The following is a 24,615-nucleotide window of genomic DNA, read 5'->3' on the forward strand; positions in this document are numbered from 1 at the left end:
CGATGCCCTTCACCATCACGAGAAGACCGTTCGGCGGCGGGTCGATCAAACGCGGCCGGCGTACCGCAGTGGTGCTCGCCATGATCACCATGCTGGTCGGCGCGGCCGGTGCCGTTCTCATCAGCGCACCGCCGGCAGCGGCGGCGAGCATCGACACCAACGCCTACTACGTCCTGGTCAACCGGAACAGCGGCAAGGTCCTCGACGTCCGGGACACCTCGACCGCGGACGGCGCGGTGATCCAGCAGTGGTCCCGTAACGACGGCGCGTGGCAACAGTTCCAGTTCGTCTCCTCCGGCAGCGGCTACTACCGCCTCAAGGCCCGACACAGCGGCAAGGTCGTCGACCTGTGGGAGTGGAACACCGCCGACGGCGCCGAGTACCGCCAGTGGTCCGATGTCAACGGCACCAACCAGCAGTTCCAGGTTCTCGACTCCGACAGCGGCCATGTACGTCTGATCAACCGCCACTCGGCGAAGGCACTTGAGGTCTGGGAGCGGTCCACTGCCGACGGCGGCCGGATCAGCCAGTACGCCGACCTCAACGGGACCAACCAGCAGTGGCAGCTGATCGCGGTCGGAGGTGGCAGCACACCGCCGACCACCGGCTGTGGCAGCGGGTCGACCAACGCCGAGGCGGTTCTGAGCGGGAGCACCTGGACGGCCCGCAACGGCTCGTCGACTGTCTACTCGGGTTCGGACATGCTGTCGGCGATGCAGGCGGCGGTCAACTCGCTCTCGGCGGGGCGTACGTCGAAGCAGCGGGTGGTGGTTCGCGGCTCGGGCTCGGTGAGCGCCGGCTCGCGGTTGTCGCTGCCGTCGTACACGACACTGGCCGTGTGCGGCACGATCAACGTGACCGGGTCCGGCTCGGGTGACCAGGCACCGGTGTACTCCCGGGGAACCACTGACGTCGAGGTGCAGAACCTCACGCTGACCGGTTCGCCGTTGTACGGGATCTTCATGCGCAACGTGAACAACCTGACCCTCGGGCAGATCGACATGCGGCTCTCGGCCGGTCTGGGCGTCCGCATCGACAACCATGGTGGGGATCGGGCGGTCAAGGTGCGCAACATCCGCATCGACACCGTGTACGTGTCGGGGACCGGCACCCACGGGGTGGAGACGTACGGCGTGGATGGTCTGACGATCGGCACGGTCACGGCGCGCAACACCCGGGACTCCGGCCTGCTGCTAAACGACACGATCAACGCCACGATCGGCACTGTCGACGCGCAGGGCGCCGGGGCGGGCACCGGGTACGCGGCGTTCCGGATGGCCAACCGCAACGGCCGGGTGGGCAACTCGTACCCGACAAACATCCGGGTCGGAACCGTGCTCGCGTCCGGCGGTGGCCGAGGGATCTTCTGCGTGTCCGAGTCCGGTGGCGCGGTGATCGACCGGGTGACGATCTCGAACACGGGGAACAACGCGATCCTGGTGGAGAACTGCTACAACGTGGTCATCGCCGGGGTGTCGGGGACGGTGACGGGCGGTGGTGAGGTGAGGATCGCGGCCCGGACCGAGTTCCCGATCTCCTCCGGCATCCGGTTCCAGAATCTGACAGTCAGCGGCACCAACATCACCCAGAGCCCCTGCGGTGGCGCGAACAACACGATCAGCAACGTCACCCGGGTCAACTCGACACTGACCTGGTGTTGACCCGCGCAGGAGCGGCCGCTCGGGTTCGAGTGGCCGCTCCTGCGCCGGATCGTGGTGCTTCGGCCCGGACCGGTCACGGGGTTTCGTCGGCCGGCGCTTCCGGGTAGCGGATGGCCCATGAACCGCAACCTCGTCAAGGCTCTGCAGGTCGCGTGGGAGCTGCCGGAGTTCCGCTCTGGAGTGCGACACGTCGTCGATCTTGAGGAGATCGCGGGGCTGCTGGCCACCCTGTCCGTTCCGGACCATGACCACGAGGTGGAGCGCAGCCTGCTGAGCCTGCTGCGGTCCGCCCTGGACACTGTCGAGATCCGGGAGGCGGTGTTGCTGCTGCTGGAGCGCGACGAGGTACGCAGGCCGCTCGTTGCGGCGGCGGTGGAGCCGCTGGCGGACCGGCCGGGTCAGGCTGCCGCCATCGCGTCGGCGGCCGAGGATCCGGCGGTGCGGCGTGAGGTGCGGGCGGTGCTGGCCAGCGCCAAGGTGCGCGAGCTGATCTGGCAGGCGATCGAGAACCAGTTGAGCGACAACCGGTTCGGCCTGATCCGTCGGGCGGCGGTGCTGTTCGTGTGGCACCCGCGTGTCCGGCGCTTCGCGTGGGCGGTGCGCCGGCACGGCGTGTTGCGCGAGCTACGCCGCAAGTAGTCCGTGCCGGCCGGCGGCGCGGCACTCTTCGGCCTGCCCGGAGGGCGGATCACCGACGGCGGCGGGCCATCCACTGCCAGATGTGGGTGCCGTTGAGGCTCGGGTCGTTGCGGGCGACGTAGATCCAGGACCAGTGGCCGGGGAACTGGTAGCCGTTCCAGACGACGTGGTCGTACAGGGTGATCAGGGATCCCGGGATGAGGTCGTGGGCGTGGATCGTGTTGGTCTCGGGTGGCACTGTGTCGTCGTCGCGTGAGGTGACCAGCCAGGTCGGGGTCCGAATCTTCGCCAACTCGGCGTCGGTGATCAGCGGCGGGCCCTCCCCGCTGAGCGGCTCGACGATGCCGCAGATCGGCACCGACGCGGCGAACAGGTCGGGATAGGTGGTGGTCATCTCCAGGGACATGTAGCCGCCGTTGCTGCAACCGACCACGTAGATCCGGTCGGGGTCGACCCGCTTGCGGCGTACGAGGTCCTGAATGATCTCGCGGATCAGCGGGGCGAACCGGGGGCCGTCCTCCATCCAGTAGGAGGTGCTCTGCGGAGCGACGACGTACGCGCCGGAGAAGATCCGCTGAGCCTGCGGGGTGGCGAAGCCGAGCGCACCCCGGTTGGCCCGCAGCGTGGTCTCGTTGTCGTAGTAGTCGTCCGGCAGCGAGGCACCCTCGCCGCCACCGTGCAGCCAGACGATCAGCGGCCGCCGGCCGTGCCGGGGCGAGTGGTCGGGCGAGTACAGCCGGTACTTCATACCCGAGCCCGAGATGTGGTAGCTGAAGGCGTCCACCTCGGGGTTCGACAGCCCTGCCTGCACGAAGCGGGTGATGGTGATCGGCGCGCCGCGGCGCCCGACGATGGGGGTGTTCTGCGTGATGGTGTAGACGAGGTCCAGCCGGACGTTGCGGCCCCTGCTCAGGATGTAGCCGAGGGTGCCACCGCCGGGTTGACCCTCGGCGTGGCTCAAGTCCAGCACGATGTTTCCGTGCCGGTCGAGCCGGGCCGCGGTCACCGTGCGGTCCAGGTCGTACTCGCTGAAGATCTGGTCCCCGGGAGCGATCGGGATCGGGCTGGTGGCCCTGGCGTGCACGCTGAACGTGCCGGGGGTCAGCCCGGCCGGGTCGATCGGCCCGAGCCGGCCGGTGTCGAGGGTGACCGAGGTGACCTGCTCACCGCCGTCGAGCGTTCTGGCGTCGAGGGTGAAGCTCACGCTGGTGGGCTGGTGACCGTCGGCGTGGGCGGCGACGCCGGGCAGAGCCAGGCCGATGGCGGCACCGGCCCCACCGGCCAGAACGGTGCGACGAGTGACAGACGACATGCGGGCCCCCGTACCTTGCGATGTAGACCTTCGTCGATGGCATCTCAACGTAACGTGGTGGTGATCCGCTGGCAACCGATGCCGGCACGGGTGATCAGGGCGCCCCACGAGCCACCGGGGAGACGCCCTGATCGATCATGAGCGCAACGCCGTCCCCGACACCGTCAGCTCAGTCGCTCGAACACGGAGAACGGGTAGACCCAGGCGGGGTTGAACATCAGGCCCAGCCGGTGCAGGTACCGCTGACAGGTGCTCGGCTGCGCCGGGTCGGGGCAGAAGGTCACCCACAGCTCGGAGTACCCGTCCTTCTCGGTCGGGCTGTAGGTGACGATCTGGTCGCGCACGACGAACCGCATCGAGGTCAGTCGAGGGTCCTGCACGTCGTTGGGGAAGGAGAGGGACGTGTCCAGGCCGTACAGCACGATCTCGTTGGAGAACAGGCAGACGCTCGCCTGGAAGTACAACTCGTAGATGGTGGTGTAGGTGGCTGTCTCGTAGACCTGCTCGGAGACCTCCTCGCGGTAGCAGGGGGTGCCCGGCGGAAACGCCGGCGGCGTGGGCACCGGGATCGCGTTTGTCGTGATGTCACCCGTGGTGCGCGCCGCCTTGCCCGACGACGTCGCCCGCAGGCCGCCGTCGGCGCAGGACGCCTTCGTCTTGCAGATGGCCACGTCGGGCGCCGCCGACGCGGCCGCCGCCGGGACGGTGAGCGTCGCCGCGAGCACGGTCAGGGCCAGGACCAGAGACTTGAGATGTACGGACACATGACCTCCAATGGTTCGATCAGTGCGCTCTGCACCCGAGCAGGATCGCCGACCGGGCCGAGCCTCTGGCCGGGATTCCGTACACCGCCGTACACTGACGGACGTCGATTGCCAACGGGGGGCGGGACACTGGACGCTGCGGGGGTGCGAACGTCCGACGACCTTGCCGGGTTGTTGCGGGCGTTGCGACGCAGGCACGCACGCCAACAGGGTGACGGTGAGCTGACCTATCGCGAGTTGGCCGCCCGCACCGGCTGGTCGCACACCGCGATCGCGGAATACCTCACCGGGAAGACGCTGCCGCCCACCGACCGGCTCGACGCTCTGGTCCGGCTCCTCGGTGCCACGCCGGCCGAGCAGGGCGCGCTGGCCACCGCCCGGGACCGGGTCGAGGAGAGCCGCCGTCGCACGCCGCGCCCAACCGACCGGCTGGTGCCCCGGCAGTTGCCCGCCGACGTGGCCAGCCTCGCCGGCCGCGACGACGAGTTGGCCCTTCTGGACAAGCTCGTCGCCGCGCCCACCGCCGTCGTGGTCGCCGCCATCTCGGGCACCGCCGGGGTGGGCAAGACCTCCCTGGCCGTGCACTGGGCGCACCGCGTCGCGGACCAGTTCGACGACGGTCAGCTCTACGTGAACCTGCGCGGCTTCGACCCGCGCGGGCAGGCGCTGACTGCGACGAAGGCGCTCCACGGCTTCCTGGACGCGCTCGGGGTGCCGGCCGCCCGGGTGCCCGCCGACCTCGACGCCCAGGCCGCGCTGTACCGCAGCGCGCTGGCCCGCAAACGGGTCCTCATCGTGCTGGACAACGCCCGCGACGCCGAACAGGTCCGTCCGCTGCTGCCCGGCACACCCACCACCGTGGTGCTGGTGACGAGCCGCAACCAGCTCACCTCTCTGGTCAGCCTCGACAGCGCGCACCCGATCCCGCTCGGCCTGCTCAGCCGCGACGCGGCCGGTCGTCTGCTCACCGGTCGGCTCGGCGCCGAACGGGTGGCCGCCGAGCCGGAGGCCGCCGAGGCGATCATCGCCGCCTGCGCCCGGCTACCGCTGGCGTTGAGCATCGCCGCCGCCAGGGTCCAGCAGTCCGGCTTCCCGCTGGCCACCCTCGCGACCGAGCTGGGGACGGCCGGTCGGCGGTTCGGCGTCCTGGACGCGGGTGACGCGGTCGGCGAGGTACGGGCGGTGTTCTCCTGGTCGTACACCGCCCTCACCCCGCCGGCGGCCGGCCTGTTCCGGCTGCTGGGCCTGCACCCCGGCCCGGACATCACGGTGGCCGCGGCGGCGAGCCTGGCCGGTCTTCCGGCGGACGGAACCCGCCGGTCACTGACCGAGCTGACCCGTGCGAACCTGCTCGCCGAGTACCGGCCCGGCCGGTTCACGGCGCACGACCTGTTGCGGGCGTACGCCGCCGAACTCAGCGACGGCACCGATCCCGAGCCGGACCGCAGGGCCGCCACGACAAGGCTTCTCGACCACTACACCCACACCACCCACGCCGCCGACGCCCTGCTGCGCCCGCACAGCGACCCGGTCGACCACCTCATCACCCCGCCCGCAGCCGGTGTGCGTCCTGAGCGGCCCACCACCCACGCGGAGGCGATGGCCTGGTTGACCGCCGAGCATCCGGTCCTGCTCGCCGCGCTCCGCCAGGCCGCCGGTGCGGGATTCGACGCGCACACCTGGCGGTTGGGTCGGGCCCTCGACACGTTCCTGGACCGGCAGGGGCACTGGCAGGACCGCGTCGAGACCTGCCGCTCGGCCCTGCTCGCCGCCGAGCGTCTCGGCGACCCGGTCGCACAGGCGGTCGCGCACCGCTTCCTCGCCGGCGCCCACACCGTGGTCAACCGGTACGCCGACGCGCTGGGCCACCTCGAACGGGCCCTCGACCTGTACGTCCGCGCTGCTGACGCCGAGGGCGAGGCGCGTACGCACCAGAACCTCGCCTCGTTGTGGGACCGGCAGGGCGAGCCACGGAAAGCCCTTGAGCACTCGAAGCGGACCCTCGCGCTGGCCGAGGCCGCCGGCCATCGCCGGGCCCAGGCCGACGCGCTCAACGCGGTCGGCTGGTGCCATGCCCAGCTCGGCGAGCACCTCGCCGCGTTGGCGTACTGCGAGCAGGCCCTCGCACTCCTCCAACAGCTCGACGACCGCGCCGGCGAGGCCGCGACCTGGGACAGTCTCGGCTTCGCACACCATCACCTCGGCCAGTACGGCCGGGCCGTGGAGTGCTACAAGCGCACGCTTGAGCTGACCCGCGACCTCGGCGACCTCTGGGGTGAGGCGGACACCCTCAGCCGGCTCGGTGACACCCGCCACGCCCTCGGCGACCCCACCTCCGGTCGGGCCGACTGGCAGCGGGCACTGGACATCTTCACGGCTCTCAACCACCCGGACGCCACCGCCGTCCGCGCGAAACTCCAGCTCCCCTGATCGAGACCATCGCCAGTAACCGGCCACCCGGGTCGTACTTTGGGACGATCTGGAGTCGCACCACCGTTCGTACGATGGGTCCCATGCACCCTCGCCTGCACGCGGTGTTGGCCGAGCCGCGTGTCTCACCCGCCCCGTCGCGGACGTGGCGCGACTGGGCGGTGATCGCCGCCCTCGCTCCGGCGATCCTGGTGGAAGGGGTCTTCCGACCCGATCTGCCGTGGCGGGTGGGCTGCGTCGTCGTCGCGCTCGCGCTGCTGCCCACGCTCCTGTGGCGGCGTACCGCACCGCTGGCGATGGTGGTGATCGCTTTCGGCTGCACGACGGTCGCCCCGTTCGTGCTGCCCGGCGATCCCTGCCAGCTGTTCACGGCGGGCTTCCTGGTCCTCCTGGTCTACGCGCTGTTCCGTTGGGGCTCCGGCCGGGATGCGGTGCTCGGTTCGTTCTTCGTGGTGGCCAAGGTGACCACCGCCGGCCTGGTCGGCTCGATCGACGGCGGTGAGCTGGTCGCCGGTTTCGCGGTGATGTTCGCCGCCGCCACGCTGGGTGTCGCGATCCGTTTCCGCGCCGCCGCCCGACTGCGCGAGCTCGATCAGGTGAAGCTGTTGGAGCGGGAACGGCTCGCCCGCGACCTGCACGACACGGTGGCCCACCACGTGTCGGCGATGGCGATCCGCGCCCAGGCCGGCATCGCCGCGTCGGCGAGTCAGCCGGATGCCGCCGTCGAGGCGCTGCACACCATCGAGGCCGAGGCGTCCCGTGCGCTTGCCGAGATGCGCGCGATGGTCCGCGTCCTGCGCCGCAACGAGCCCGCCGACCTCGGTCCCAACCCGCAGATCGCCGACATCGGGCGGCTCGCCGGCCAGTTCCGCACCGGGCCGACCGTCGACGTGGATCTGCGCGGCGACCTCGGAGGCCTTCCGCCCACTGTCGGCTCCGCGCTCTACCGCCTGGCTCAGGAGTCGGTCACCAATGCCCGTCGGCACGCGCGCCACGCCACCCGCATCGAGGTCAGCGTCGCAGCCGACGACACGTCGGTGTGCCTGCGGGTCAGCGACGACGGTGAGGCCGGCGGTGCCCGTCCGACCGGTTCGCCCGGTTTCGGGCTGGTGGGCATGATGGAGCGCGCCGACCTGCTCGGCGGCACCTGCGAGGCCGGCCCCAACCCGGACCGTGGGTGGACGGTCACGGCCGTGCTCCCCCGCGAGGGGGTCGGCGCGTGACGGTTCGCGTGCTCGTGGCTGACGACCAGGAGATCGTCCGTACCGGCCTCACCATCATCCTGAACACTCAGCCCGGCATCGAGGTCGTCGGTGGGGCCGGCGACGGCCGCGAGGCGGTCGAGCTCGCCCGGCGGCTCCGCCCCGACGTGTGTCTGTTCGACATTCGGATGCCGGGCATGGACGGCATCGAGGCCACCCGGGCGCTCGCTGGGCCAACGGTCCCGGAGCCGCTCGCGGTGGTCGTCATCACGACCTTCGACCTCGACGAGTACGTGTACGCGGCGCTGCGGGCCGGCGCTCGCGGTTTCCTGCTCAAGGAGGCCGGCCCCGACCTGCTCAGCCAGGCGGTGCACGCGGCCGCCAACGGGGACGCGCTGATCGCGCCGAGCGTCACCACGCGGCTGCTGAAGGCGTTCGCCGACGCGGACCCGGCCGCGCCGCGCGCGCAGCCCGTCGAGGCGCTCACCGACCGGGAGGAGCAGGTCCTGGTCGCCGTCGCGCGGGGACGCACCAACCAGGAGATCGCCGACGAGCTCTACATCACGTTGAGCACTGTCAAGTCGCACGTCACCAGCCTGATGATGAAGCTGGGGGTGCGTAACCGGGTCGAGGTGGCGATGTGGGCGTACGAGACCAACCGCCGCCGACGGCACTGGTGACCGCCGGAAGTACGACGACGGGGTGCGACCATGGGCCGACCCGATCGCGGCCCATGTGCCGATGAGCGGGGACGGGTGCGGCGTCCACCATCGGTGGCATGACGATGCGCGAGTGGCGGCTACCCGCCGCGTTGATCCTGCTGGGACTGATACCGATGCTCGCCGGCGCGGGACGTCTCACCGAGTTGGGCGCCGGACCGGAGGTCACCCCGGCGAACGCGCGCTTCGTCGCCGATCCGCTGCCTGTGGTGTTGCACATCGTCGGCGCCGTGGTCTACACGATCCTCGGCGCGTTCCAGTTCGTGCCCCGTCTGCGCCGGCACTCCTGGCACCGCAGGGCCGGCCGGCTGCTCGTCCCCTGTGGGCTGACTGTCGCGTTCACCGGCCTGTGGATGGCCGTCGCGTACGACCTGCCGGCCCATGACAACGACGTGCTCGCCGGCATGCGACTCGTCTTCGGCTCGGCCATGGCCGGCTCGATCCTGCTCGGCCTCGCCGCCGTGCTCCGCCGGGACATCGCCCGGCACCGCAGGTGGATGGTGCGCGGCTACGCGATCGGGCTCGGCGCCGGTACCCAGGCGTTCACCCACGCGCCGTACCTCATCGCGACCGGCGAGCAACCCGACGGCAACGCCCGGGCCGGCCTGGTGGTCGCCGGCTGGCTGATCAATCTTGCGGTGGCCGAGTGGTACCTGCGGCGTCCGGCTCCGGTCGTCACCGCGGCGGCCCTGCGCTGAGTCACGATGGATCGGCGTCGGCCGTCCGGCTCAGGCCGCCCCGGATGTCCTCCTCGATCCGCTTCGCGGCGGCCAGCAGCGGCGGGAGCAGCTCCCGACGGATCATCTCGAAGGACCCCCGGGTGGCGTGCGCGGAGACGTTCACCGCCGCGATCACCGACCCGTTCTCGCCGTGGATCGGCGCGGCCACGGAGCGCAGCCCCTCCTCCAACTCCTGGTCCACGATGGCGTACCCCTGGGTGGCGATCTTCGTCAGGACGGCGCGCAGCTTGGCCGGGTCGGTGACGGTACGCCGGGTCAGCGGCCGCAGCTGCGCCGTGGCCAGGTAGTCGTCCAGCCAGTCCGCCGGTTGCGCGGCGAGCAGCACCCGGCCCATGGAGGTGGCGTACGCGGGGAACCGGGTGCCGACGCTGATCCCCACCGTCATGATCCGCTTGGTGGGCACGCGCGCGACGTAGACCACCTCGTCGCCGTCGAGCACCGACACCGAGCAGGACTCGTGCACCCGCGCGACGAGCGCCTCCATGTGCCGCTGCGCGACCTCGGGCAGGCTCAGGCTGGACAGGTACGCGTAGCCGAGTTCGAGGATCCGTGCCCGCAGCGAGAAGAGCCGACCGTCGGTGTGCACGTAGCCCAGCTCGACCAGGGTGAGCAGGAACCGGCGCGCCGCGGCCCGGGTCAGTCCGGTCCGTCTTGCCACGTCACTGAGCGTGAGCTGCGGATGTTCGCCGTCGAATGCCCGGATCACCGCGAGGCCGCGCTCCAACGACTGGACGAACTCCGGCGACCTCGTCGCCTCCTCGCTCACGCTCACCCGGCCTCCTGCCGCAGGGTCTCCCGGGCCACCTTGAACGCCCGGTTCGCCGCCGGTACGCCAGCGTAGACGCCGACCTGGAGCAGAACCTCCGCCACCTCCGCCGGGCTGAGCCCGTTGCGCAGCGCGGCCCGGACGTGCATCGCCAGCTCCTCGTCGTGGTGCAGGGTGGCGAGCACGGCGAGGGTGATGCAACTGCGGGTACGCCGGTCGAGGCCCGGCCTGCTCCACACCTCCCCCCAGGCGTAGCGGGTGATGAAGTCCTGGAAGTCGGCGGTGAACTCCTCCGTGTTGGCGACCGCGTGGTCCACGTGCGCGTCACCCAGCACCTGTCGACGTACCGTCATGCCCGCCTCGTGCCGCTCGCGGTCGTTCATTCGTCACCACGTCCCTCGTGGAAGTGTTCCAACAGGAGTCGGCACACCTGCTCGGGTTGCTCGACGTTGGCCAGGTGCGCCGCCGCGTCGAGCACGGCCATCCGGGCCTGTGGGATGCGCCCGACGATCTCGCGGGCGTGCACCACCGGGGTTGCCGGGTCGTCCGCTCCGGCGACGACCAGCGTCGGCGCGGTGACGCGGTCGAGGTCGGGTCGGAGGTCCATCGCGGCTATCGCCTCGCAGCAGGCGGCGTATCCGGCCGACGACGTCGCGGTCAGCATGGCGCGGTGCGCGGCGACCACCTCCGGCCGGGCCGCGGCGAAGGCCGGGGTGAACCAGCGAGCCACCACCGCGTCGGCGATCGCCGGTAGACCGTTCGCGCGTACCGTCGCGGCTCGTTCCCGCCACTGCTCGGGTGGGCCGAGCGACGCCGACGTGCAGAGCAGCGCCAGCCGACCCACCCGCTCGGGCGCGTGCGTGGCGAGCCACATGCCCGCCATGCCCCCGAGGGACAGCCCCGCGTAGTGCACCCACGGCACGTCGAGGTCGTCCAGCGTCCGCAGCAACTCCCGGCCCAGCAGGTCCAACGTGTACGGCCCGGGCGGCACCGCCGAGCGGCCGTGGCCCAGGTGGTCGTACCGAATGACCCGGAACCGTTGGGCGAGCGCCGGGACCTGGGGTCCCCACATCGCGGCGGCGGTGCCGAGGGAGCTGCCGAGCAGCAGCACCGGCGCGGCGGCCGGGCCGTCGACGGTGAGGTGCAACCGGGACGTCATCCGTCCACGCCCCGAGCGGCGGCCAGAGCACTGTCGACGAACCGGCCGGCCGAGCCGAGCCAGCGGTACGGGTCGAGCGCCTCGGCTATCTCCGTGTCGGACAGGTGGGCGCGTACCTCGGGGTCGGCGAGCAGCGCGGCGCGGAACGAGGGTCCGGCGGCGGCGCGGGTCACGAGGTCGTGTGCGACGCCGCGACCGACAGCGGGTGCCAGCCGCGCGGCGACGGCCTCGGCGAGCAGCAGGCCGCCGGTCGCGTCGAGGTTCTCCCGCATCCGCTCCGGACGGACCTGCAGCCCGGCCAACATCCGGGCGCACCGGGCGGCGGCGCCACCGGCGAGGTGCAGCAGATCGAGCAAGGGCTCCCACTCGGCGTGCCAGGCGCCGGCGGCCCGCTCGTGCTCCTGCACCGCGGCGGCGAACAGGGTGGCGACGAGACCCGGCCCGCGTCGCGCCGCAGCGGTGACGAGGATCGAGTCCACCGGGTTGCGCTTGTGCGGCATGGCTGAGGAGCCGCCGCGTCCGGCGCCGCCCTCGGCGACCTCGCCTACCTCGTTCTGGGCGAGCAGCCCGACGTCGAGCGCGACCTTGCCGGCGGCCACGAGCAGCCCACCGAGGGCGGTGGCCAGATCGAGCCAGGGCTGACGGCGGGTGTGCCAGGGCAGCGGGCTCGGCGGGAGGCCCAGGTGCGCCGCGAAGCGCTCGGTGACTTCGGCACCGGCTGGGCCGTACGCGGCCAGGGTGCCGACCGCGCCCCCGAGTTGCGCCGGCTGTGCGGCGCGGGCGTGACGCAGCCGGTCCCGGCCCTCGACCAGACCGGTCAACCAGCCGGCGGCCTTGAGCCCGAACGTGGTGGGTGCCGCCTGCTGCCCGAGTGTCCGGGCGACCATCACGGTGTCCCGGTGGGCGGCGGCCAGCTGGGCGGCGGCGTCCACGGCGGCGTCGAGGTGATCCAGCAGCGGCCCGAGCGCCCGCACAGCCACCAGGACCAGCGCGGTGTCCAGGACATCCTGGCTGGTCGCCCCAAGATGCACCCAGGCTCGGGCATCCTCGGGCACGGCGGCGGTCAGCTCACCCACCAGCGGGACGACCGGGTTACCCGTGGCGTCGGCCGCCCGGCCGAGCGCCAGCGGGTCGTACCGCTCGGCGCGGCACTGCTCGACGATCGCCTCGGCAGCCGGCGGTGGCAGGATGCCGGCGTCCGCCGCGGCCCGGGCGAGCGCGGCCTCCACGTCGAGCATCGCCTGGAGCAGTGACGGGTCGCTGAGTTCCGCGTCGACGTCCGGGGCGCCGGAGAGGCCGCCGAGCAGGCCGTCAGACGGCGAAGAAGACGGTCTCATGGTCTCCCTGCAGATGGATGTCGAACCGGAACCCGTCCGAGGCGGGACTCGCCAGCAGGGTGTCGCGGCGGTCCGCGTCGACGCTGCACAGCACGGGGTCGGCGGCGTTCGCCGCTGGCTCGTCGGGGAAGTAGAGCCGGGTGACGAGGCGGTGCAGCAGCCCACGCCCGAAGACCGACAGGGTCAGGTGGGGGGCTTCGGTGCCGCCGTCCGGCTCGGGCAGCGAACCCGGCTTGACGGTCAACAGCCGGTACCACCCCTGCCCGTCAGTCTCGCTCCGCCCGAATCCGCGAAAGCCCTCGAGCGCGGGCGGCCGGGCCCCCCGAGGGTCGTCCGGATGGTCGAACCGGCCGTCCGGGTCGGCCTGCCAGCTCTCCACCATCGCGTCGACCACCGGTGTCCCGGTGCCGTCGACGATCCGACCCCTGATCCAGCACGCACCCGGCGTGCCCTCGGGTACGACGTACGGGCCGTCGGGCCAGCGCAGGCCGATGTGCAGGTACGGCCCGACGGTCTGCGCGGGCATGAGGCCCAACTGCTCACTCATCGTCGTCCTCGTCCTCGAAGGGGGTGCTCTCCCGGCCGCGCAGCACGATGTCGAACTCGTACGCCAACGCCCACTCCGGTGCCGTGGTGGCGTGGTCGTAGCGGGCGATCATCCGTTCCCGGGCCTTCGGGTCGCGGACCGAGTTGAAGATCGGGTCTTGGAAGAAGAGCGGGTCGCCCGGGAAGTACATCTGCGTGACCAGCCGCTGGGTGAACGCGCGGCCGAAGAGGGAGAAGTGGATGTGCGCCGGCCGCCAGGCGTTGTCGTGGTTACGCCAGGGGTAGGCGCCGGGCTGCACGGTGATGAACCGGTATCGCCCCTGGTCGTCGGTGAGCGCCCGGCCCACCCCTTCGAAGTGGGGGTCGAGCGGCGCGGGCCAGGTGTCGCGTGCGTCGCGGTACCGGCCGGCGGCGTTTGCCTGCCAGATCTCGACCAGGGTCCGGGGTACCGGTCGGCCGTCACCGTCGCGGACCCGCCCGTGCACGATGATCCGCTGTCCCTGCGGCTCACCGTCGTGCTGGCGGGTCAGGTCGTGGTCGAGCGCACCGAGCCGCCCCTCCCCCAGCAACGGCCCGGTGACCTCGGTCAGCCGCTGCGGCAGGTAGATCAGTGGGTGTCTCGGCGCCCGCGCCACTGTCGACTTGTAGCCGGGGCTGAGCAGGGATGGGTGGGTCTCGACGTCGTCGCGCCGGTACCGCGGTAGCACCAGGCCGCCGCTGGCCCGGGTGTCCTGAGTGGTCATTGTCGTCTCCTGTCGGACTTCGTCGCCTCCAGCGCCCGCAGCACCGCGAGTTCCCGTGCCGTCGGTGGCTCACCCGTGGTCAGCCCTTCGGCGACGGCGAGGTCCCAGCCGGTGGCCGCCCGCGCCTGCTCCCGCGTCACGCCGGGATGCAGGCGGGTCAGCGTGAGTTCGCAGGTGACCGGGTCGGGTTCGAGGACGCCGAGGTCGGTGATCACCACTCGGGGGCCTCCGCCCCGCAGGCCGAGTCGCTCCCGGTCGCCCGGGCCCGTCCCGTACCCGACCGAGGTGACGAAGTCGACCCGTTCGGTGAACGTCCGGAGGTCCTGCCGGACGATCACCACGACCTCGCCGCAGGAGGCGGCGATCTCCGGGGCGCCACCGGCGCCGGGCAGCCGAACCGTCGGGGCGTCGTAGTCGCCACCGACGACCGTGGTGTTGATGTTGCCGTAGCGGTCGAGCTGCGCGGCGCCGAGGAAGCCCACGTCGATCCGGCCCGGCTGGAGCCAGTAGTTGAACACCTCGGGCACCGACACCACCGCGTCAGCCGTGTCGGCGAGGACGCCGTCGCCGATGGAGAGCGGAAGCCGGTCGGGCTTCGCGCCGAGGCACCCGGATTCGTAGATGAGCACCAGGTTCGGGGCGTGGGTCGCCCGGGCGAGATTCGCCGCGGTGCTGGGCAGCCCGATCCCCACGAAGCAGGCGGTGTCGTCGCGCAGCTGCCGCGCGGCGGCGACTGTCATCATCTCGTCGGCGGTCCAGTCCGCCATCGCGTTCCCTCGCTCGTCGCGCTGACTCATGCCGCTGCCCCGGCCTTGTGCACGTGCTCGTCCAACCAGGCGCGGAAGGTGTCGCGGTGCCGGCTGACGGCGTCCCAGTCCCGGTAGAAGTCGTTGTCGCGCACCGAGTAGCCGTGGGCGTAGGAGGGGTGCGCGCCGCCGGGCACCTCGGCCACCGCGGTGACCGCCCAGCCGGGCAGGACGACCTGCCCGGGTACGGGTTCCAACTCGTCCACGATCTCCTCGACGGTGACCAGTGACCGGTGGGCGGCGAGCACCGCCTCCTTCTGCACCCCGGTGATGCCCCACATCTGCACGTTGCCGTTGCGGTCGGCGCGCTGGGCGTGCACCACCGTCACGTCGGGCCGCAGGGCGGGGACGGCGGTGAGTGTCTCGCCGGTGAAGGGGCAGGTGATGGGCCGGATGTTCGTCGTGTGCCCGGGCAGGTCGGTGCCGGTGTAGCCGCGCAGGACGGCGAACGACAGCCCGGACGCCCCGGCGACGTACCGGTTCGCCATGCCCGCGTGACTGTGCTCCTCCAGCTCGAGCGGACGCGGCCAGGCGTGCTGCACGGCGTCCCGGAAGCGGTGCAGCGACCCGACGCCCGGGTTGCCGCCCCAGGAGAAGACCAGGCGACGGGCGCAACCCGCGCCGATGAGCTGGTCGTAGATGACGTCGGGGGTCATCCGCACGAGGGTCAGGTCCTGCCGTCCCTGGCGGATGATCTCGTGACCGGCGGCGAACGGGATGAGGTGCGTGAACCCTTCCAGGGCCACCACGTCACCGTCGCGGACCAGGTGCGCCACGCCGTCGGCCAGCGAGACGAGCTTCGCCATGGGCCTCCCCGCCTCCTGCGAAAACCGTGCTGCCGCCAGCCGTTCGCTATGCGGACTGCCGTACTCATATCGAACGTACGACGGAGGATGGCATCCGTCAACGACAGGCTGGCCCGGCCCGGCGTGACACGTCCACAGTGTTTGGTACTCACGTCGGACGATGCGTTGACGCGAGCCGAGCCACGTGCCAACGTTCATGGAGAGAACAGCCGTTCGGTAAGCGAACGCCTCCGAGGAGGACCGCCATGACACTGCTGGACGCCACGACCTGGCAGGGCACGCTGCACAGCAACGGCTGGGTGGAACCCGCCGGCGGCACAGCGCCGGTGCGATCCCCCGCCACCGGGGAACAGATCGGCCAGGTCGGCGTGGCGAACGCCGAGGACGTGACGCGCGCCTGCGCCCGCGCCGCCGCCGCCCAGCGCGCCTGGGCCGGCACCGGCTACGCCGAGCGGGCGGCGGTGCTACGCCGGGCCGGGCACCTGTTCGAGCGGCACGCCGCCGAGATCGGCGACTGGATCGTGCGGGAGTCCGGGTCCATCCCACCCAAGGCCGGCGTCGAGACCGACACCGCGGCGCAGGAGTGCTACGAGGCGGCGGCGCTGGCCTCGCACCCGCTCGGCGAGATCATCCCGAGCGCGCAACCGCGGCTCAGCCTGGCTCGCCGGTTGCCCGTCGGCGTCGTCGGCGTCATCGCGCCGTTCAACTTCCCGCTCATCCTGGCCACCCGTTCCGTGGCCCCGGCCCTGGCGCTGGGCAACGCCGTGGTGCTCAAGCCCGATCCGCGCACGGCGGTCTGCGGTGGTGTCTCGATCGCTCGGGTCTTCGAGGAGGCCGGCCTGCCCGACGGTTTGCTGCACGTCCTTCCCGGCGGGGTCGAGGTCGGGGAGGCGCTGGTGGCCGACCCGAACGTACGGGTGATCAGCTTCACCGGCTCGACCGCTGCCGGCCGCAAGGTCGGCGAGGCGGCGGCACGCCACCTCAAACGTGCGCACCTCGAACTCGGTGGCAACTCGGCGCTGATCGTGCTCGACGACGCCGACCTGGACCTCGCGGTCTCCGCCGGCGCCTGGGGGTCGTTCCTGCACCAGGGCCAGATCTGCATGACCACCGGCCGGCACCTGGTGCACGAGAGTCTGTCCGAGCGCTACGTGGAGCGGCTGGCGGAGAAGGCGAACCACCTGCCGGTCGGCGACCCGGCGAAGGAGCAGGTGGCACTCGGGCCGATCATCGACGAGCGCCAACGCGACAAGATCCATGCACTGGTCACGGCCAGCGTCGACGCGGGTGCCCGGCTGGCCGCCGGGGGCACGTACGAGGGGCTGTTCTACCGGCCCACGGTGCTCACCGACGTCACCCTCGCGACCCCGGCGTACGCCCAGGAGGTCTTCGGCCCGGTCGCGCCGGTGATCACCTTCGCCGACCAGGACGAGGCCGTGGAGTTGGCCCGGCAGACCGAGTACGGCCTGTCGCTGGGCATCCTGAGCCGCGACGTGATGAAGGCGATGACCCTGGCCGACCGGATCCCCAGCGGGGTCGTGCACATCAACGATCAGACGGTGAGTGACGAGGCGGTGGCGCCGTTCGGTGGGGTGGGGGCGTCCGGCACCGGCTCCCGGTTCGGCGGGCCCGCGGCCAACGTCGAGGCGTTCACCGAGACCCAGTGGCTCACTGTGCAGGGCGCCATCACGCGGTACCCGTTCTGACACCGGGAGGAAAGGGGCATGCCAGGAATGCGTACCCAGGTCGGCATCGTCGGCGCCGGGCCGGCGGGGCTCATGCTGTCGCACCTGCTGCACCTGCGCGGGATCGAGTCCGTGGTGCTGGAGAGCCGCAGCCGCGACCACGTCGAGCACCGACTCCGGGCCGGTGTCCTCGAACAGGGCTCGATCGACCTGCTCCGCCGCACCGGCGTCGGCGAGCGGCTGCAACGGGAAGGGCTGCGCCACGAGGGCATCGAGCTGCGCTTCGCCGGCGAGTCGCACCGCGTGCCGATGGCGGACCTGACCGGGCGGGCGATCACCGTCTACGGGCAGCAGGAGGTGGTCAAGGACCTGATCGCCGCCCGGCTCGCGGCCGGCGGCTCAATCCTCTTCGAGGCCGACGCGGTACGCCTGGACGGTCTCGACTCGGACTCGCCAACCGTCCACTTTCGACGTGACGGGCGGGACGAGGAGCTGCACTGCGACTTCGTGGCCGGCTGCGACGGGTTCCACGGGGTGAGCCGCGGCGCGGTGCCCGAGGGGGTGCTGACCACCTACGAGCGGGTGTACCCGTTTGCCTGGTTGGGCGTCCTCGCCGCCGCGCCGCCGGCGGTGGACGAACTCATCTACGCCAACCACGAACGGGGCTTCGCCCTCTACAGCATGCGCTCCCCCGAGATCTCTCGGTTGTATCTCCAGGTCGCGCCGGATGAGGACATCGACGCGTGGCCGGACGAGCGGATCTGGACGGAGCTGCGGGCGCGGTTGGAGACGGTGCCGGGGTGGTCGCTCAACGAGGGGCCGATCCTGGAGAAGTCCATCACCCCGATGCGCAGCTTCGTGGTCGAGCCGATGCAGTGGGAGCGGCTGTTCCTGGCCGGGGACGCCGTGCACATCGTTCCGCCCACCGGCGCGAAGGGCATGAACCTGGCCCTGGCCGACGTCGCGCTGCTCGGGGACGCCTTCGCCGGGTGGTACGACGGGGGACGCACCGATCTGCTGGAGTCCTATTCGGCCACGGCGTTGCGCCGGGTCTGGCGGGCCCAGCACTTCTCCTGGTGGATGACCTCCATGCTGCACCGGCTGGAGCGTGACGACCCGTACGAGACGAAGCTGCAGACCGCCACGCTGAGGTACGTCGCCACCTCCGACGCCTACGCCACGAGCCTGGCCGAGAACTACGTGGGTCTGCCCGAGGTCTGAAAGCGAGCGTGGCGACGTCGCCACGTAGAGCGTCGTTCAACTAATCCATGACGGGCGTCAGAAATTATTGACTTTCGATGCCGAGGTGACTGACCATGGCCACCACAGCGGCGTGCGCCCCCACGCAGCGGTAGTTCACCTGCAGATCCGAGGCATCCGCCGACTTCCGACGCACCCACCACCCCCGCCCAGGAAGGGCCTCGTCAATGAAGAAGGTCATGGCTCTCGGGCTGATCGCCGCTACCGCGATCGCCCTCACCGGATGTACCGACTCCGACGCGTCCAACCCGTCCGAGCAGACCTCGGGCGACCTGCGCAAGGTCCGGGTCGCGGCGCTGCCCATCACCGAGACCGCCGCGCTGTGGGGCGGCATCAAGGCGGGCATCTTCGCCGAACGCGGGCTCCAGGTCGAGGTGCTGCCCGCCCAGGGCGGCGCGCAGGCCATCCCCGCGCTCATGAACGGCGACATCGACTTCGCCATCGGCCAGCCCTTCGGCCCGTTCCGGGCCGACCTGCGGGATCTCGGCGTCGTCATCATCGGCAACTACGCCTCCTCGTACGCCGACGGCGACGACATCAACGCCGTGGTGGCCTCGGCGAAGTCCGGCATCAAGCGGCCGGCCGACCTCGCGGGCAAGCGGGTCTCGGTCAACAGCCTGGGCGCCGCCGGCGACGTGACGATCATGGCGGCGGTCGAGAAGGATGGCGGCGACCCGTCGAAAATCAAGTTCGTCGAGGTCGCCTTCCCGGACGCCCCGGCCCAACTCGAATCCGGCAACATCGACGCCGCCTGGGTACCCGAACCCTTTGTCACTCAACTGAAGGCCCGTGGCGACACCTTCATCGTCGCGCCCTACCAGGCGGTGGTGCCCGGCCTGACCACGCTCACCACCATCACCACCAAGGAACGCACCGAGAAGGACGCCAAACTGGTCGAGGACTTCACGGCGGCGATGAAGAAGACGTTGGAGTGGGCCAAGGCCCCCGCCAACGAGGCGGCGCTCCGGCAGGCCATCAAGGACAATCTGGAGCTGCCCCCACCGGTGGCCGAGTCGGTGCGGCTACCGGCCTTCGGCTGGGAGGTCGACCGGTCGAGCCTGCAGACGCTCGCCGAGCTCGCGCAGAAGTACAAGGTGCTCGACAAGCAGCCCAACTTCGACCGTCTCATCCAGCAGCAGTAGCCGGCGCGATCCCGCCCTCCCCGGCCTCCGGACCGGGGAGGGCCTCGCCGCCCGCCTGACGACGGGAGTGACAATGCGCGTGTTTCCCACCCGACGCCTGCGCGCGTTACGCAAAGCGATGCTGGGCGTCGTCGGCCTGACCGGGTTCCTCGTCGTCTGGCAACTGATCCCGACGTTGGGCCTGATCAACCCGCTGTATCTGCCGTACGTGACGGACGTGCTGGCGCGGCTGCTCGAGCAGTTCGTCGACCTCGCGTTCTGGCGACGGCTGGGCAGCACCATGACGTCCTGGGCGATCGGCCTCACGGTGGCGACGGTCGCCGCCGTCGTCCTCGGCACGGTCGTCGGGTTGGTGCCGTTCCTGCGGCGCGCGACCCACACGATGGTCGAGTTCCTGCGACCGATCCCGTCGGTCGCCCTCATCCCGCTCGCCGTGCTGATGTTCGGCATCCAGCGGGAGGCCGCCCTCGTCATCATCATCTACGCGTCGTTCTGGCAGGTGTTCGTGCAGGTGATCTACGGCGTCGCCGACGTCGACGTGGTGGCTCGCGACACCGCCCGCAGTTTCGGTCTGACCCGGCGGGAGCAGTTGTCGCACCTCGTCCTGCCGACCACCCTGCCGTACCTCATGACGGGCCTGCGGCTCGCGGCGGCGGTCGCGCTCATCCTCGCCATCACCGCGGAGATGGTGATCGGCAACCCCGGCCTCGGGCGCATGATCGAGCTGTCCCGGTCCTCCGGAGACGCCGCCGGCCTGTACGCGCTGGTCGTGGTCACCGGCCTGCTCGGGCTCGTGGTGAACATCGTCTTCCGGTTCGTCGAGCGTCGGGTGCTGTCCTGGCACCAGTCGGTACGAGGAGAGGAGCCGCTGTGACCGCGTACACCGGGCGGGTCGCCACCACGGCACGCCGCCGGACGGTCGGGTCCCGGATCGCGGCGAGCCTCCTCTACCCGCTGGGGCTGCCGACCCTGCTTCTGGTGCTCTGGGGTCTGGTGGCGACGAGGACGACGAGCCGGTTCTTCCCCGATCCGTTGACGATCGCCGAAGCCTTCCGGGAGACCTGGGTCGGTCCGGCGTTCGTCGAGGACGTGCTGCCGAGCCTCGCCCGCCTGGGCCTCGGTGTCGCCGCGTCGATCGTGCTCGGCATCGCCGCCGGCACCGTCATCGGCCTGACCCACTGGTTGCGCGAACTCCTCGAACCGCTGCTGGAGTTCCTCCGGGCCATCCCGCCGCCGGTACTGATTCCGGTGGTGATGCTCCTGCTCGGGATCACGGACACCATGAAGGTCGTCGTGATCGTCTCCGGCGCGGTCTGGCCCATCCTGTTGAACACCATCGAGGGTGTCCGGGGGACGGACAGCGTCATGACGGAGACCGCGGAATCGTTCCAGGTCTCCGGGTGGGAACGGCTCTGGTTCCTCGTGCTCCCGGCCGCTAGCCCACGGATCATGGCCGGGGTCCGTCAGGCCCTCTCGGTCGCGCTGATCCTGATGGTCATCTCCGAGATGTTCGCCTCCTCCTCCGGCCTCGGTTACCGGATCGCCTACTTCCAGCGCAACTACCTGATCGCCGAGATGTGGAGCGGCATCCTCCTCCTCGGTCTCGTCGGCGTCTTCCTCGCCGTCGCTTTCGGTCTCGTCGAACGGCGCGTCCTGCGCTGGTACCACGGAATCAGGGAGGTCAACCGTGCCTGATCGGCGCAGCCTGCTGCGGGTGGAGCACCTACGGAAGGTCTACGAGGCCGCGACGGGCAACGTCGAGGCGATCGGGGACATCAGCTTCACGATGGACGCCGGTGAGCTCGTCTGCATCGTCGGCCCGTCCGGTTGCGGCAAGACCACCCTCCTGAAGTGCCTCGCCGGTCTGCTGCGGCCAACCGGCGGCGTGGTCGAGATGGACGGCTCGCCGGTGACCGGGCCCAGCCCGGCCATGGCCGTCGTGTTCCAGGAGTACGGTCGCAGCCTCTACCCCTGGCTGACGGTGCGCGGAAACGTCGAGCTTCCACTGCGGCACAAGAAGCTCACCCGCACGGCCCGGAACAAGCTGGTCGTCGACGCTCTTGAGGCGGTGGGCCTCGCGCACGCCGCGCGAAGCCACCCGTGGCAGCTCTCCGGGGGGATGCAACAACGCGTGGCGATCGCACGGGCGATCGCCTACCAGCCCGACGTCCTGATCATGGACGAACCGTTCGCCGCCGTGGACGCGCAGACCCGGGCCGACCTGGAGGACCTGGTCCGCGAGTTGCACGCCAGCCGAACCATCTCGGTTGTCTTCGTCACCCACGACATCGACGAGTCGGTGTATCTCGGTCAGCGGGTTCTAGTATTGTCCACGTCGCCGACCTGGGTCCAGGAGGACCTCGCGATCGACCTGCCGCCGGAGCGCGATCAGATCACGACCCGCGCTCTGCCCCGTTTCACGGAACTGCGGACGCACGTCTACGACCAGATCCAGCGGGCCAAGCGCGGGCAGGCTGTGGCCCCGCGATCCGCGCGGTGATCGGCGGCCACGGCAACGAGTTCGCCGAAGGGAAGGGCTGTGGGTAGTCGTCAGCCGAAGCAGTTGTTGCTCGCCTTCTTCGGCGAGCACGTCGTCGATGGCGCCACGGGACCCATCCGGGCGAGCGTCCTGATCACCGTGCTGGAGGGTGCCGACGTCGCCGCGCCGGCCACCCGCGCGACCCTCGACCGTCTCGTGCACAGCGGCATCCTCGCCCGCAGCAGGAGCGGCCGGGAGACGCTGTTCTCACTGACCGAGCACGGGGTCGCGGTGTTACGCGAGGCGACGTACCGCGTTCGGGGGCCGCGGCCGTTCGACCCCCAGGGCAGCGGGTGGACGCTGGTCACCTTCTCCATCCCGGAGGGCCAGCGGATGCTGCGGCACCGGCTGCGCTCGACCCTCACCTGGGAGGGCTTCGCGCCGCTCCGGGACGGGCTCTGGCTCGCGCCCGGCGAAGTCGACCTCGCCGGTTCGTTGGAGCCGCTGCGGCAGGACCTCGCGCCCAACACCGTGGTCGCCTTCCACGCCCGCGAACTCGCCGGGTTCCCGATCGGCGAGAGTGTGCGCTCAGCGTGGGACATCGAGGCGATCCGGCGGGCGCACCTCGCCTTCATCGACGTGTGGGACGACCCGTCCGCGATGACGGTGGCGCCGAGCGCCCTCACTGTTCGGACCATGCTCGTGGCGGACTGGCTCGCGCTGCTGCGCGCCGACCCGAGGCTGCCGGCCGAGTTCATGGACGCGGAATGGCCCGCCACGAGATCGGTGGAGACCTACCGTCGGATGCACGAGAAGCTGGCCGAGGCGTCCGCGGCGGAGTTCGCCGAACTCGTCGCGGCCCGGCCCGCGGCTAAGCGCCGAATCGGCTCCTCAGATCGGCCTTCCGCACCTTCCCCGACGCCGTCCGCGGCAGCTCATCCACGATGACGACGTTCTTCGGAAGCTTGTAGCGCGCGATCCTGCCGTCCAGGCACGCCCGGACGGTGGCGGTGTCCACGGACACCCCCTCCCGTACGGTCACGATTGCCCACGGCACCTCCCCCCAACGCGCGTCCGGTACCCCGATGACCGCCGCCGAGGTCACCCCGTCGACCTCGGTGAGTAGTTGCTCGAGTTCAAGTGGGTAGATGTTCTCGCCCCCCGAAATGATCATGTCCTTGAGGCGACCGGAGATGTAGAGGTAGCCGTCAGCGTCCAGGTGGCCGAGGTCGCCGGAGCGAAACCACCCGTCGGCCGTGAACGCCTCGGCGGTCGCCTCCGGGAGGCCGTGGTACCCGGGAAAGACGTTGGGCCCGGCCACCTCGATCTCGCCGACAACGCCGGTGGGCACCACCGCGCCGGCCGCGTCGGTGATCCGCACGTCGGTGAAGAAGTGCGGCAGACCGACACTGCCCTGCTTGACGCGGGTCATCGTCGGCGGCAGCGCGGTCGCGCCCGGCGCGGCCTCGGTCATGCCATAACCCTGCGAGAAGGACAGGCCCCGTGCCTCGTACGCGTTGAGGATGCGGGCCGGCACCGCCGAACCTCCGCAGGTGAGCTTCGTCAGCGTGGACAGGTCGGTCGACGCCCAGGCGGGGTGGTCGGCCATCAACTGGTAGGTGGTCGGCACGCCGCTGAGCATGGTGACCCCGTGCCGCTCGATCTGCGCGAGTGCGCGGCCCGGCTCGAAGCCCTTCTCGATGACCATCGTGGCGCCCTTGAGGATGACGGGCAGGGCGCCCATCCCGAGCGAGGCGACGTGGAACAGCGGCGAGATCATGAGCGCGACGTCGGTGGAAACGACGTCGTAGTCCACCACACAGTTGAGCGCCACCCAGGTGAGGTTGCCGTGGGTCAGCACGGCGCCCTTGGCCCGGCCGGTCGTGCCCGAGGTGTAGACGATCGCCGCCGGATCCTCGTGGGTGGTGTCCGCCTGGTCGGTGAACGGAGTGACGGTGGCCCGTGTCAGGTGGGCCAGCCCGGGCCGGTCCGCGGTGCCCTCACCGTTGACGATGACGTACGGGGTCCGGGCGGTCGGCGCGGCGGAGGCCACCGGCACCGCGAAGTCCGGGTCGTGGATCAGCACCCGCGCGCCGCAGTCGGCGAGGACGTACGCGATCTCGGGTGCGGCGAGCCGGGTGTTGACCGGGACGAAGACGGCCCCGAGCTGCGCCGCCCCGAACATCACCTGGAGGAGCTCGGGGCTGTTCTCGCCCAGGTAGGCGACCGAGTCACCCTTGCCGACGCCCCGCTCCCGCAGCACCGCCGAAATCCGGTCCGCAGCGTCGGCGAACTGACCGTACGTCATGGGCGACCGGTCGCCGTGGATGATCGCGATCTGGTCCGGGGACTTGAGCCGGCGCTTGGCCACCCAGGCGCCGATTCCGTGCTGGTGCATCATCATTCTCCTGGGGGTGGA

General features: G+C 71.1%; 24 protein-coding genes. 13 read left to right on the top strand and 11 right to left on the bottom strand.

Annotation, left to right across the window (positions count from 1 at the left end):
* Positions 1-2: 2 nt before the first annotated feature.
* Positions 3-1,661, top strand: a complete 1,659-nt coding sequence (locus IW249_RS29995) for an RICIN domain-containing protein (protein WP_196923854.1) — start codon at positions 3-5, stop codon at positions 1,659-1,661.
* Between the two features lie 117 nt (positions 1,662-1,778).
* Positions 1,779-2,300, top strand: coding sequence for a hypothetical protein (locus IW249_RS30000; protein WP_196923855.1), 522 nt, complete (start codon positions 1,779-1,781; stop codon positions 2,298-2,300).
* Positions 2,301-2,349: 49 nt separating this feature from the next.
* Here IW249_RS30000 and IW249_RS30005 read toward each other — a convergent pair whose 3' ends face one another.
* Together IW249_RS30005 and IW249_RS30010 are read right to left on the bottom strand one after the other, a co-directional pair.
* The gene (locus IW249_RS30005) at positions 2,350-3,612 is read right to left on the bottom strand and encodes a prolyl oligopeptidase family serine peptidase (RefSeq protein WP_196923856.1); all 1,263 of its coding nucleotides are present in this window, start codon (positions 3,610-3,612) and stop codon (positions 2,350-2,352) included.
* Between the two features lie 164 nt (positions 3,613-3,776).
* A complete protein-coding gene (locus IW249_RS30010) occupies positions 3,777-4,376 on the bottom strand; it encodes a hypothetical protein (RefSeq protein WP_196923857.1) in 600 nt (199 codons plus the stop codon).
* Positions 4,377-4,520: 144 nt separating this feature from the next.
* On the opposite strand from IW249_RS30010, the gene IW249_RS30015 reads away from it, so the two are divergent.
* The 4 genes from IW249_RS30015 (at position 4,521) to IW249_RS30030 (ending at position 9,425) form a co-directional block, all read left to right on the top strand.
* Positions 4,521-6,806, top strand: a complete 2,286-nt coding sequence (locus IW249_RS30015) for an ATP-binding protein (RefSeq protein WP_196923858.1) — start codon at positions 4,521-4,523, stop codon at positions 6,804-6,806.
* Positions 6,807-6,889: 83 nt separating this feature from the next.
* Positions 6,890-8,029, top strand: coding sequence for a sensor histidine kinase (locus IW249_RS30020; protein WP_196923859.1), 1,140 nt, complete (start codon positions 6,890-6,892; stop codon positions 8,027-8,029).
* Positions 8,026-8,688, top strand: a complete 663-nt coding sequence (locus IW249_RS30025) for a response regulator (protein WP_196923860.1) — start codon at positions 8,026-8,028, stop codon at positions 8,686-8,688. Before IW249_RS30020 ends, IW249_RS30025 begins: the two co-directional genes overlap by 4 nt.
* Positions 8,689-8,786: 98 nt before the next feature.
* The gene (locus IW249_RS30030; RefSeq protein WP_196923861.1) at positions 8,787-9,425 is read left to right on the top strand and encodes a DUF2306 domain-containing protein; all 639 of its coding nucleotides are present in this window, start codon (positions 8,787-8,789) and stop codon (positions 9,423-9,425) included.
* A gap of 1 nt (position 9,426) precedes the next feature.
* Here the strand turns inward: IW249_RS30030 and IW249_RS30035 are convergent, their stop codons facing one another.
* The 8 genes from IW249_RS30035 to IW249_RS30070 are packed head-to-tail and all read right to left on the bottom strand — an operon-like array spanning position 9,427 to position 15,630.
* Entirely contained in the window at positions 9,427-10,239 is an 813-nt protein-coding gene (locus tag IW249_RS30035; RefSeq protein ID WP_307788753.1) for an IclR family transcriptional regulator, read from the bottom strand.
* The gene (gene pcaC / locus IW249_RS30040; RefSeq protein ID WP_196923862.1) at positions 10,236-10,616 is read right to left on the bottom strand and encodes a 4-carboxymuconolactone decarboxylase; all 381 of its coding nucleotides are present in this window, start codon (positions 10,614-10,616) and stop codon (positions 10,236-10,238) included. Before pcaC ends, IW249_RS30035 begins: the two co-directional genes overlap by 4 nt.
* Entirely contained in the window at positions 10,613-11,392 is a 780-nt protein-coding gene (pcaD, locus tag IW249_RS30045; protein WP_231392710.1) for a 3-oxoadipate enol-lactonase, read from the bottom strand. The genes pcaC and pcaD overlap by 4 nt, the downstream gene beginning before the upstream one ends.
* Positions 11,389-12,729 carry a 3-carboxy-cis,cis-muconate cycloisomerase gene (gene pcaB, locus IW249_RS30050; RefSeq protein WP_196923863.1) on the bottom strand — a complete coding sequence of 447 codons (1,341 nt, stop codon included), beginning with the start codon at positions 12,727-12,729 and terminating at the stop codon, positions 11,389-11,391. Before pcaB ends, pcaD begins: the two co-directional genes overlap by 4 nt.
* Entirely contained in the window at positions 12,704-13,276 is a 573-nt protein-coding gene (pcaG, locus tag IW249_RS30055) for a protocatechuate 3,4-dioxygenase subunit alpha (RefSeq protein WP_196923864.1), read from the bottom strand. Before pcaG ends, pcaB begins: the two co-directional genes overlap by 26 nt.
* Positions 13,269-14,018 (bottom strand): protocatechuate 3,4-dioxygenase subunit beta, encoded by a 750-nt coding sequence (pcaH, locus tag IW249_RS30060; protein WP_231392711.1) that lies wholly within the window; start codon positions 14,016-14,018, stop codon positions 13,269-13,271. The genes pcaG and pcaH overlap by 8 nt, the downstream gene beginning before the upstream one ends.
* Complete coding sequence (locus IW249_RS30065; RefSeq protein WP_231392712.1) at positions 14,015-14,815, bottom strand: CoA-transferase subunit beta; 801 nt, start codon at positions 14,813-14,815, stop codon at positions 14,015-14,017. Before IW249_RS30065 ends, pcaH begins: the two co-directional genes overlap by 4 nt.
* Positions 14,812-15,630, bottom strand: coding sequence for a CoA transferase subunit A (locus IW249_RS30070; protein ID WP_196923865.1), 819 nt, complete (start codon positions 15,628-15,630; stop codon positions 14,812-14,814). The genes IW249_RS30065 and IW249_RS30070 overlap by 4 nt, the downstream gene beginning before the upstream one ends.
* Positions 15,631-15,875: 245 nt before the next feature.
* On the opposite strand from IW249_RS30070, the gene IW249_RS30075 reads away from it, so the two are divergent.
* The 7 genes from IW249_RS30075 (at position 15,876) to IW249_RS30105 (ending at position 23,144) form a co-directional block, all read left to right on the top strand.
* On the top strand, positions 15,876-17,336 hold the full coding sequence (locus IW249_RS30075; protein WP_196923866.1) for a benzaldehyde dehydrogenase: 1,461 nt from the start codon (positions 15,876-15,878) through the stop codon (positions 17,334-17,336).
* An 18-nt stretch (positions 17,337-17,354) separates the two neighbouring features.
* The gene (gene pobA / locus IW249_RS30080) at positions 17,355-18,536 is read left to right on the top strand and encodes a 4-hydroxybenzoate 3-monooxygenase (RefSeq protein WP_231392713.1); all 1,182 of its coding nucleotides are present in this window, start codon (positions 17,355-17,357) and stop codon (positions 18,534-18,536) included.
* 206 nt (positions 18,537-18,742) lie between these two features.
* Positions 18,743-19,717, top strand: coding sequence for an ABC transporter substrate-binding protein (locus IW249_RS30085; RefSeq protein ID WP_196923867.1), 975 nt, complete (start codon positions 18,743-18,745; stop codon positions 19,715-19,717).
* Between the two features lie 73 nt (positions 19,718-19,790).
* A complete protein-coding gene (locus IW249_RS30090) occupies positions 19,791-20,591 on the top strand; it encodes an ABC transporter permease (protein ID WP_196923868.1) in 801 nt (266 codons plus the stop codon).
* Positions 20,588-21,412 (top strand): ABC transporter permease, encoded by an 825-nt coding sequence (locus IW249_RS30095; RefSeq protein WP_307788754.1) that lies wholly within the window; start codon positions 20,588-20,590, stop codon positions 21,410-21,412. Before IW249_RS30090 ends, IW249_RS30095 begins: the two co-directional genes overlap by 4 nt.
* A complete protein-coding gene (locus IW249_RS30100; protein ID WP_196923869.1) occupies positions 21,405-22,217 on the top strand; it encodes an ABC transporter ATP-binding protein in 813 nt (270 codons plus the stop codon). The genes IW249_RS30095 and IW249_RS30100 overlap by 8 nt, the downstream gene beginning before the upstream one ends.
* Positions 22,218-22,256: 39 nt before the next feature.
* On the top strand, positions 22,257-23,144 hold the full coding sequence (locus IW249_RS30105; RefSeq protein WP_196923870.1) for a PaaX family transcriptional regulator: 888 nt from the start codon (positions 22,257-22,259) through the stop codon (positions 23,142-23,144).
* Here the strand turns inward: IW249_RS30105 and IW249_RS30110 are convergent.
* Positions 23,068-24,594: an acyl-CoA synthetase gene (locus tag IW249_RS30110; protein ID WP_231392714.1), complete on the bottom strand. Its 1,527-nt coding sequence runs from the start codon at positions 24,592-24,594 to the stop codon at positions 23,068-23,070. The two genes, IW249_RS30105 and IW249_RS30110, sit on opposite strands and share 77 nt — an antisense overlap.
* Positions 24,595-24,615: the final 21 nt, after the last annotated feature.

Origin of the sequence: Micromonospora vinacea (assembly GCF_015751785.1) — a bacterium.
Classification (GTDB): Bacteria; Actinomycetota; Actinomycetes; order Mycobacteriales; family Micromonosporaceae; genus Micromonospora; species Micromonospora vinacea.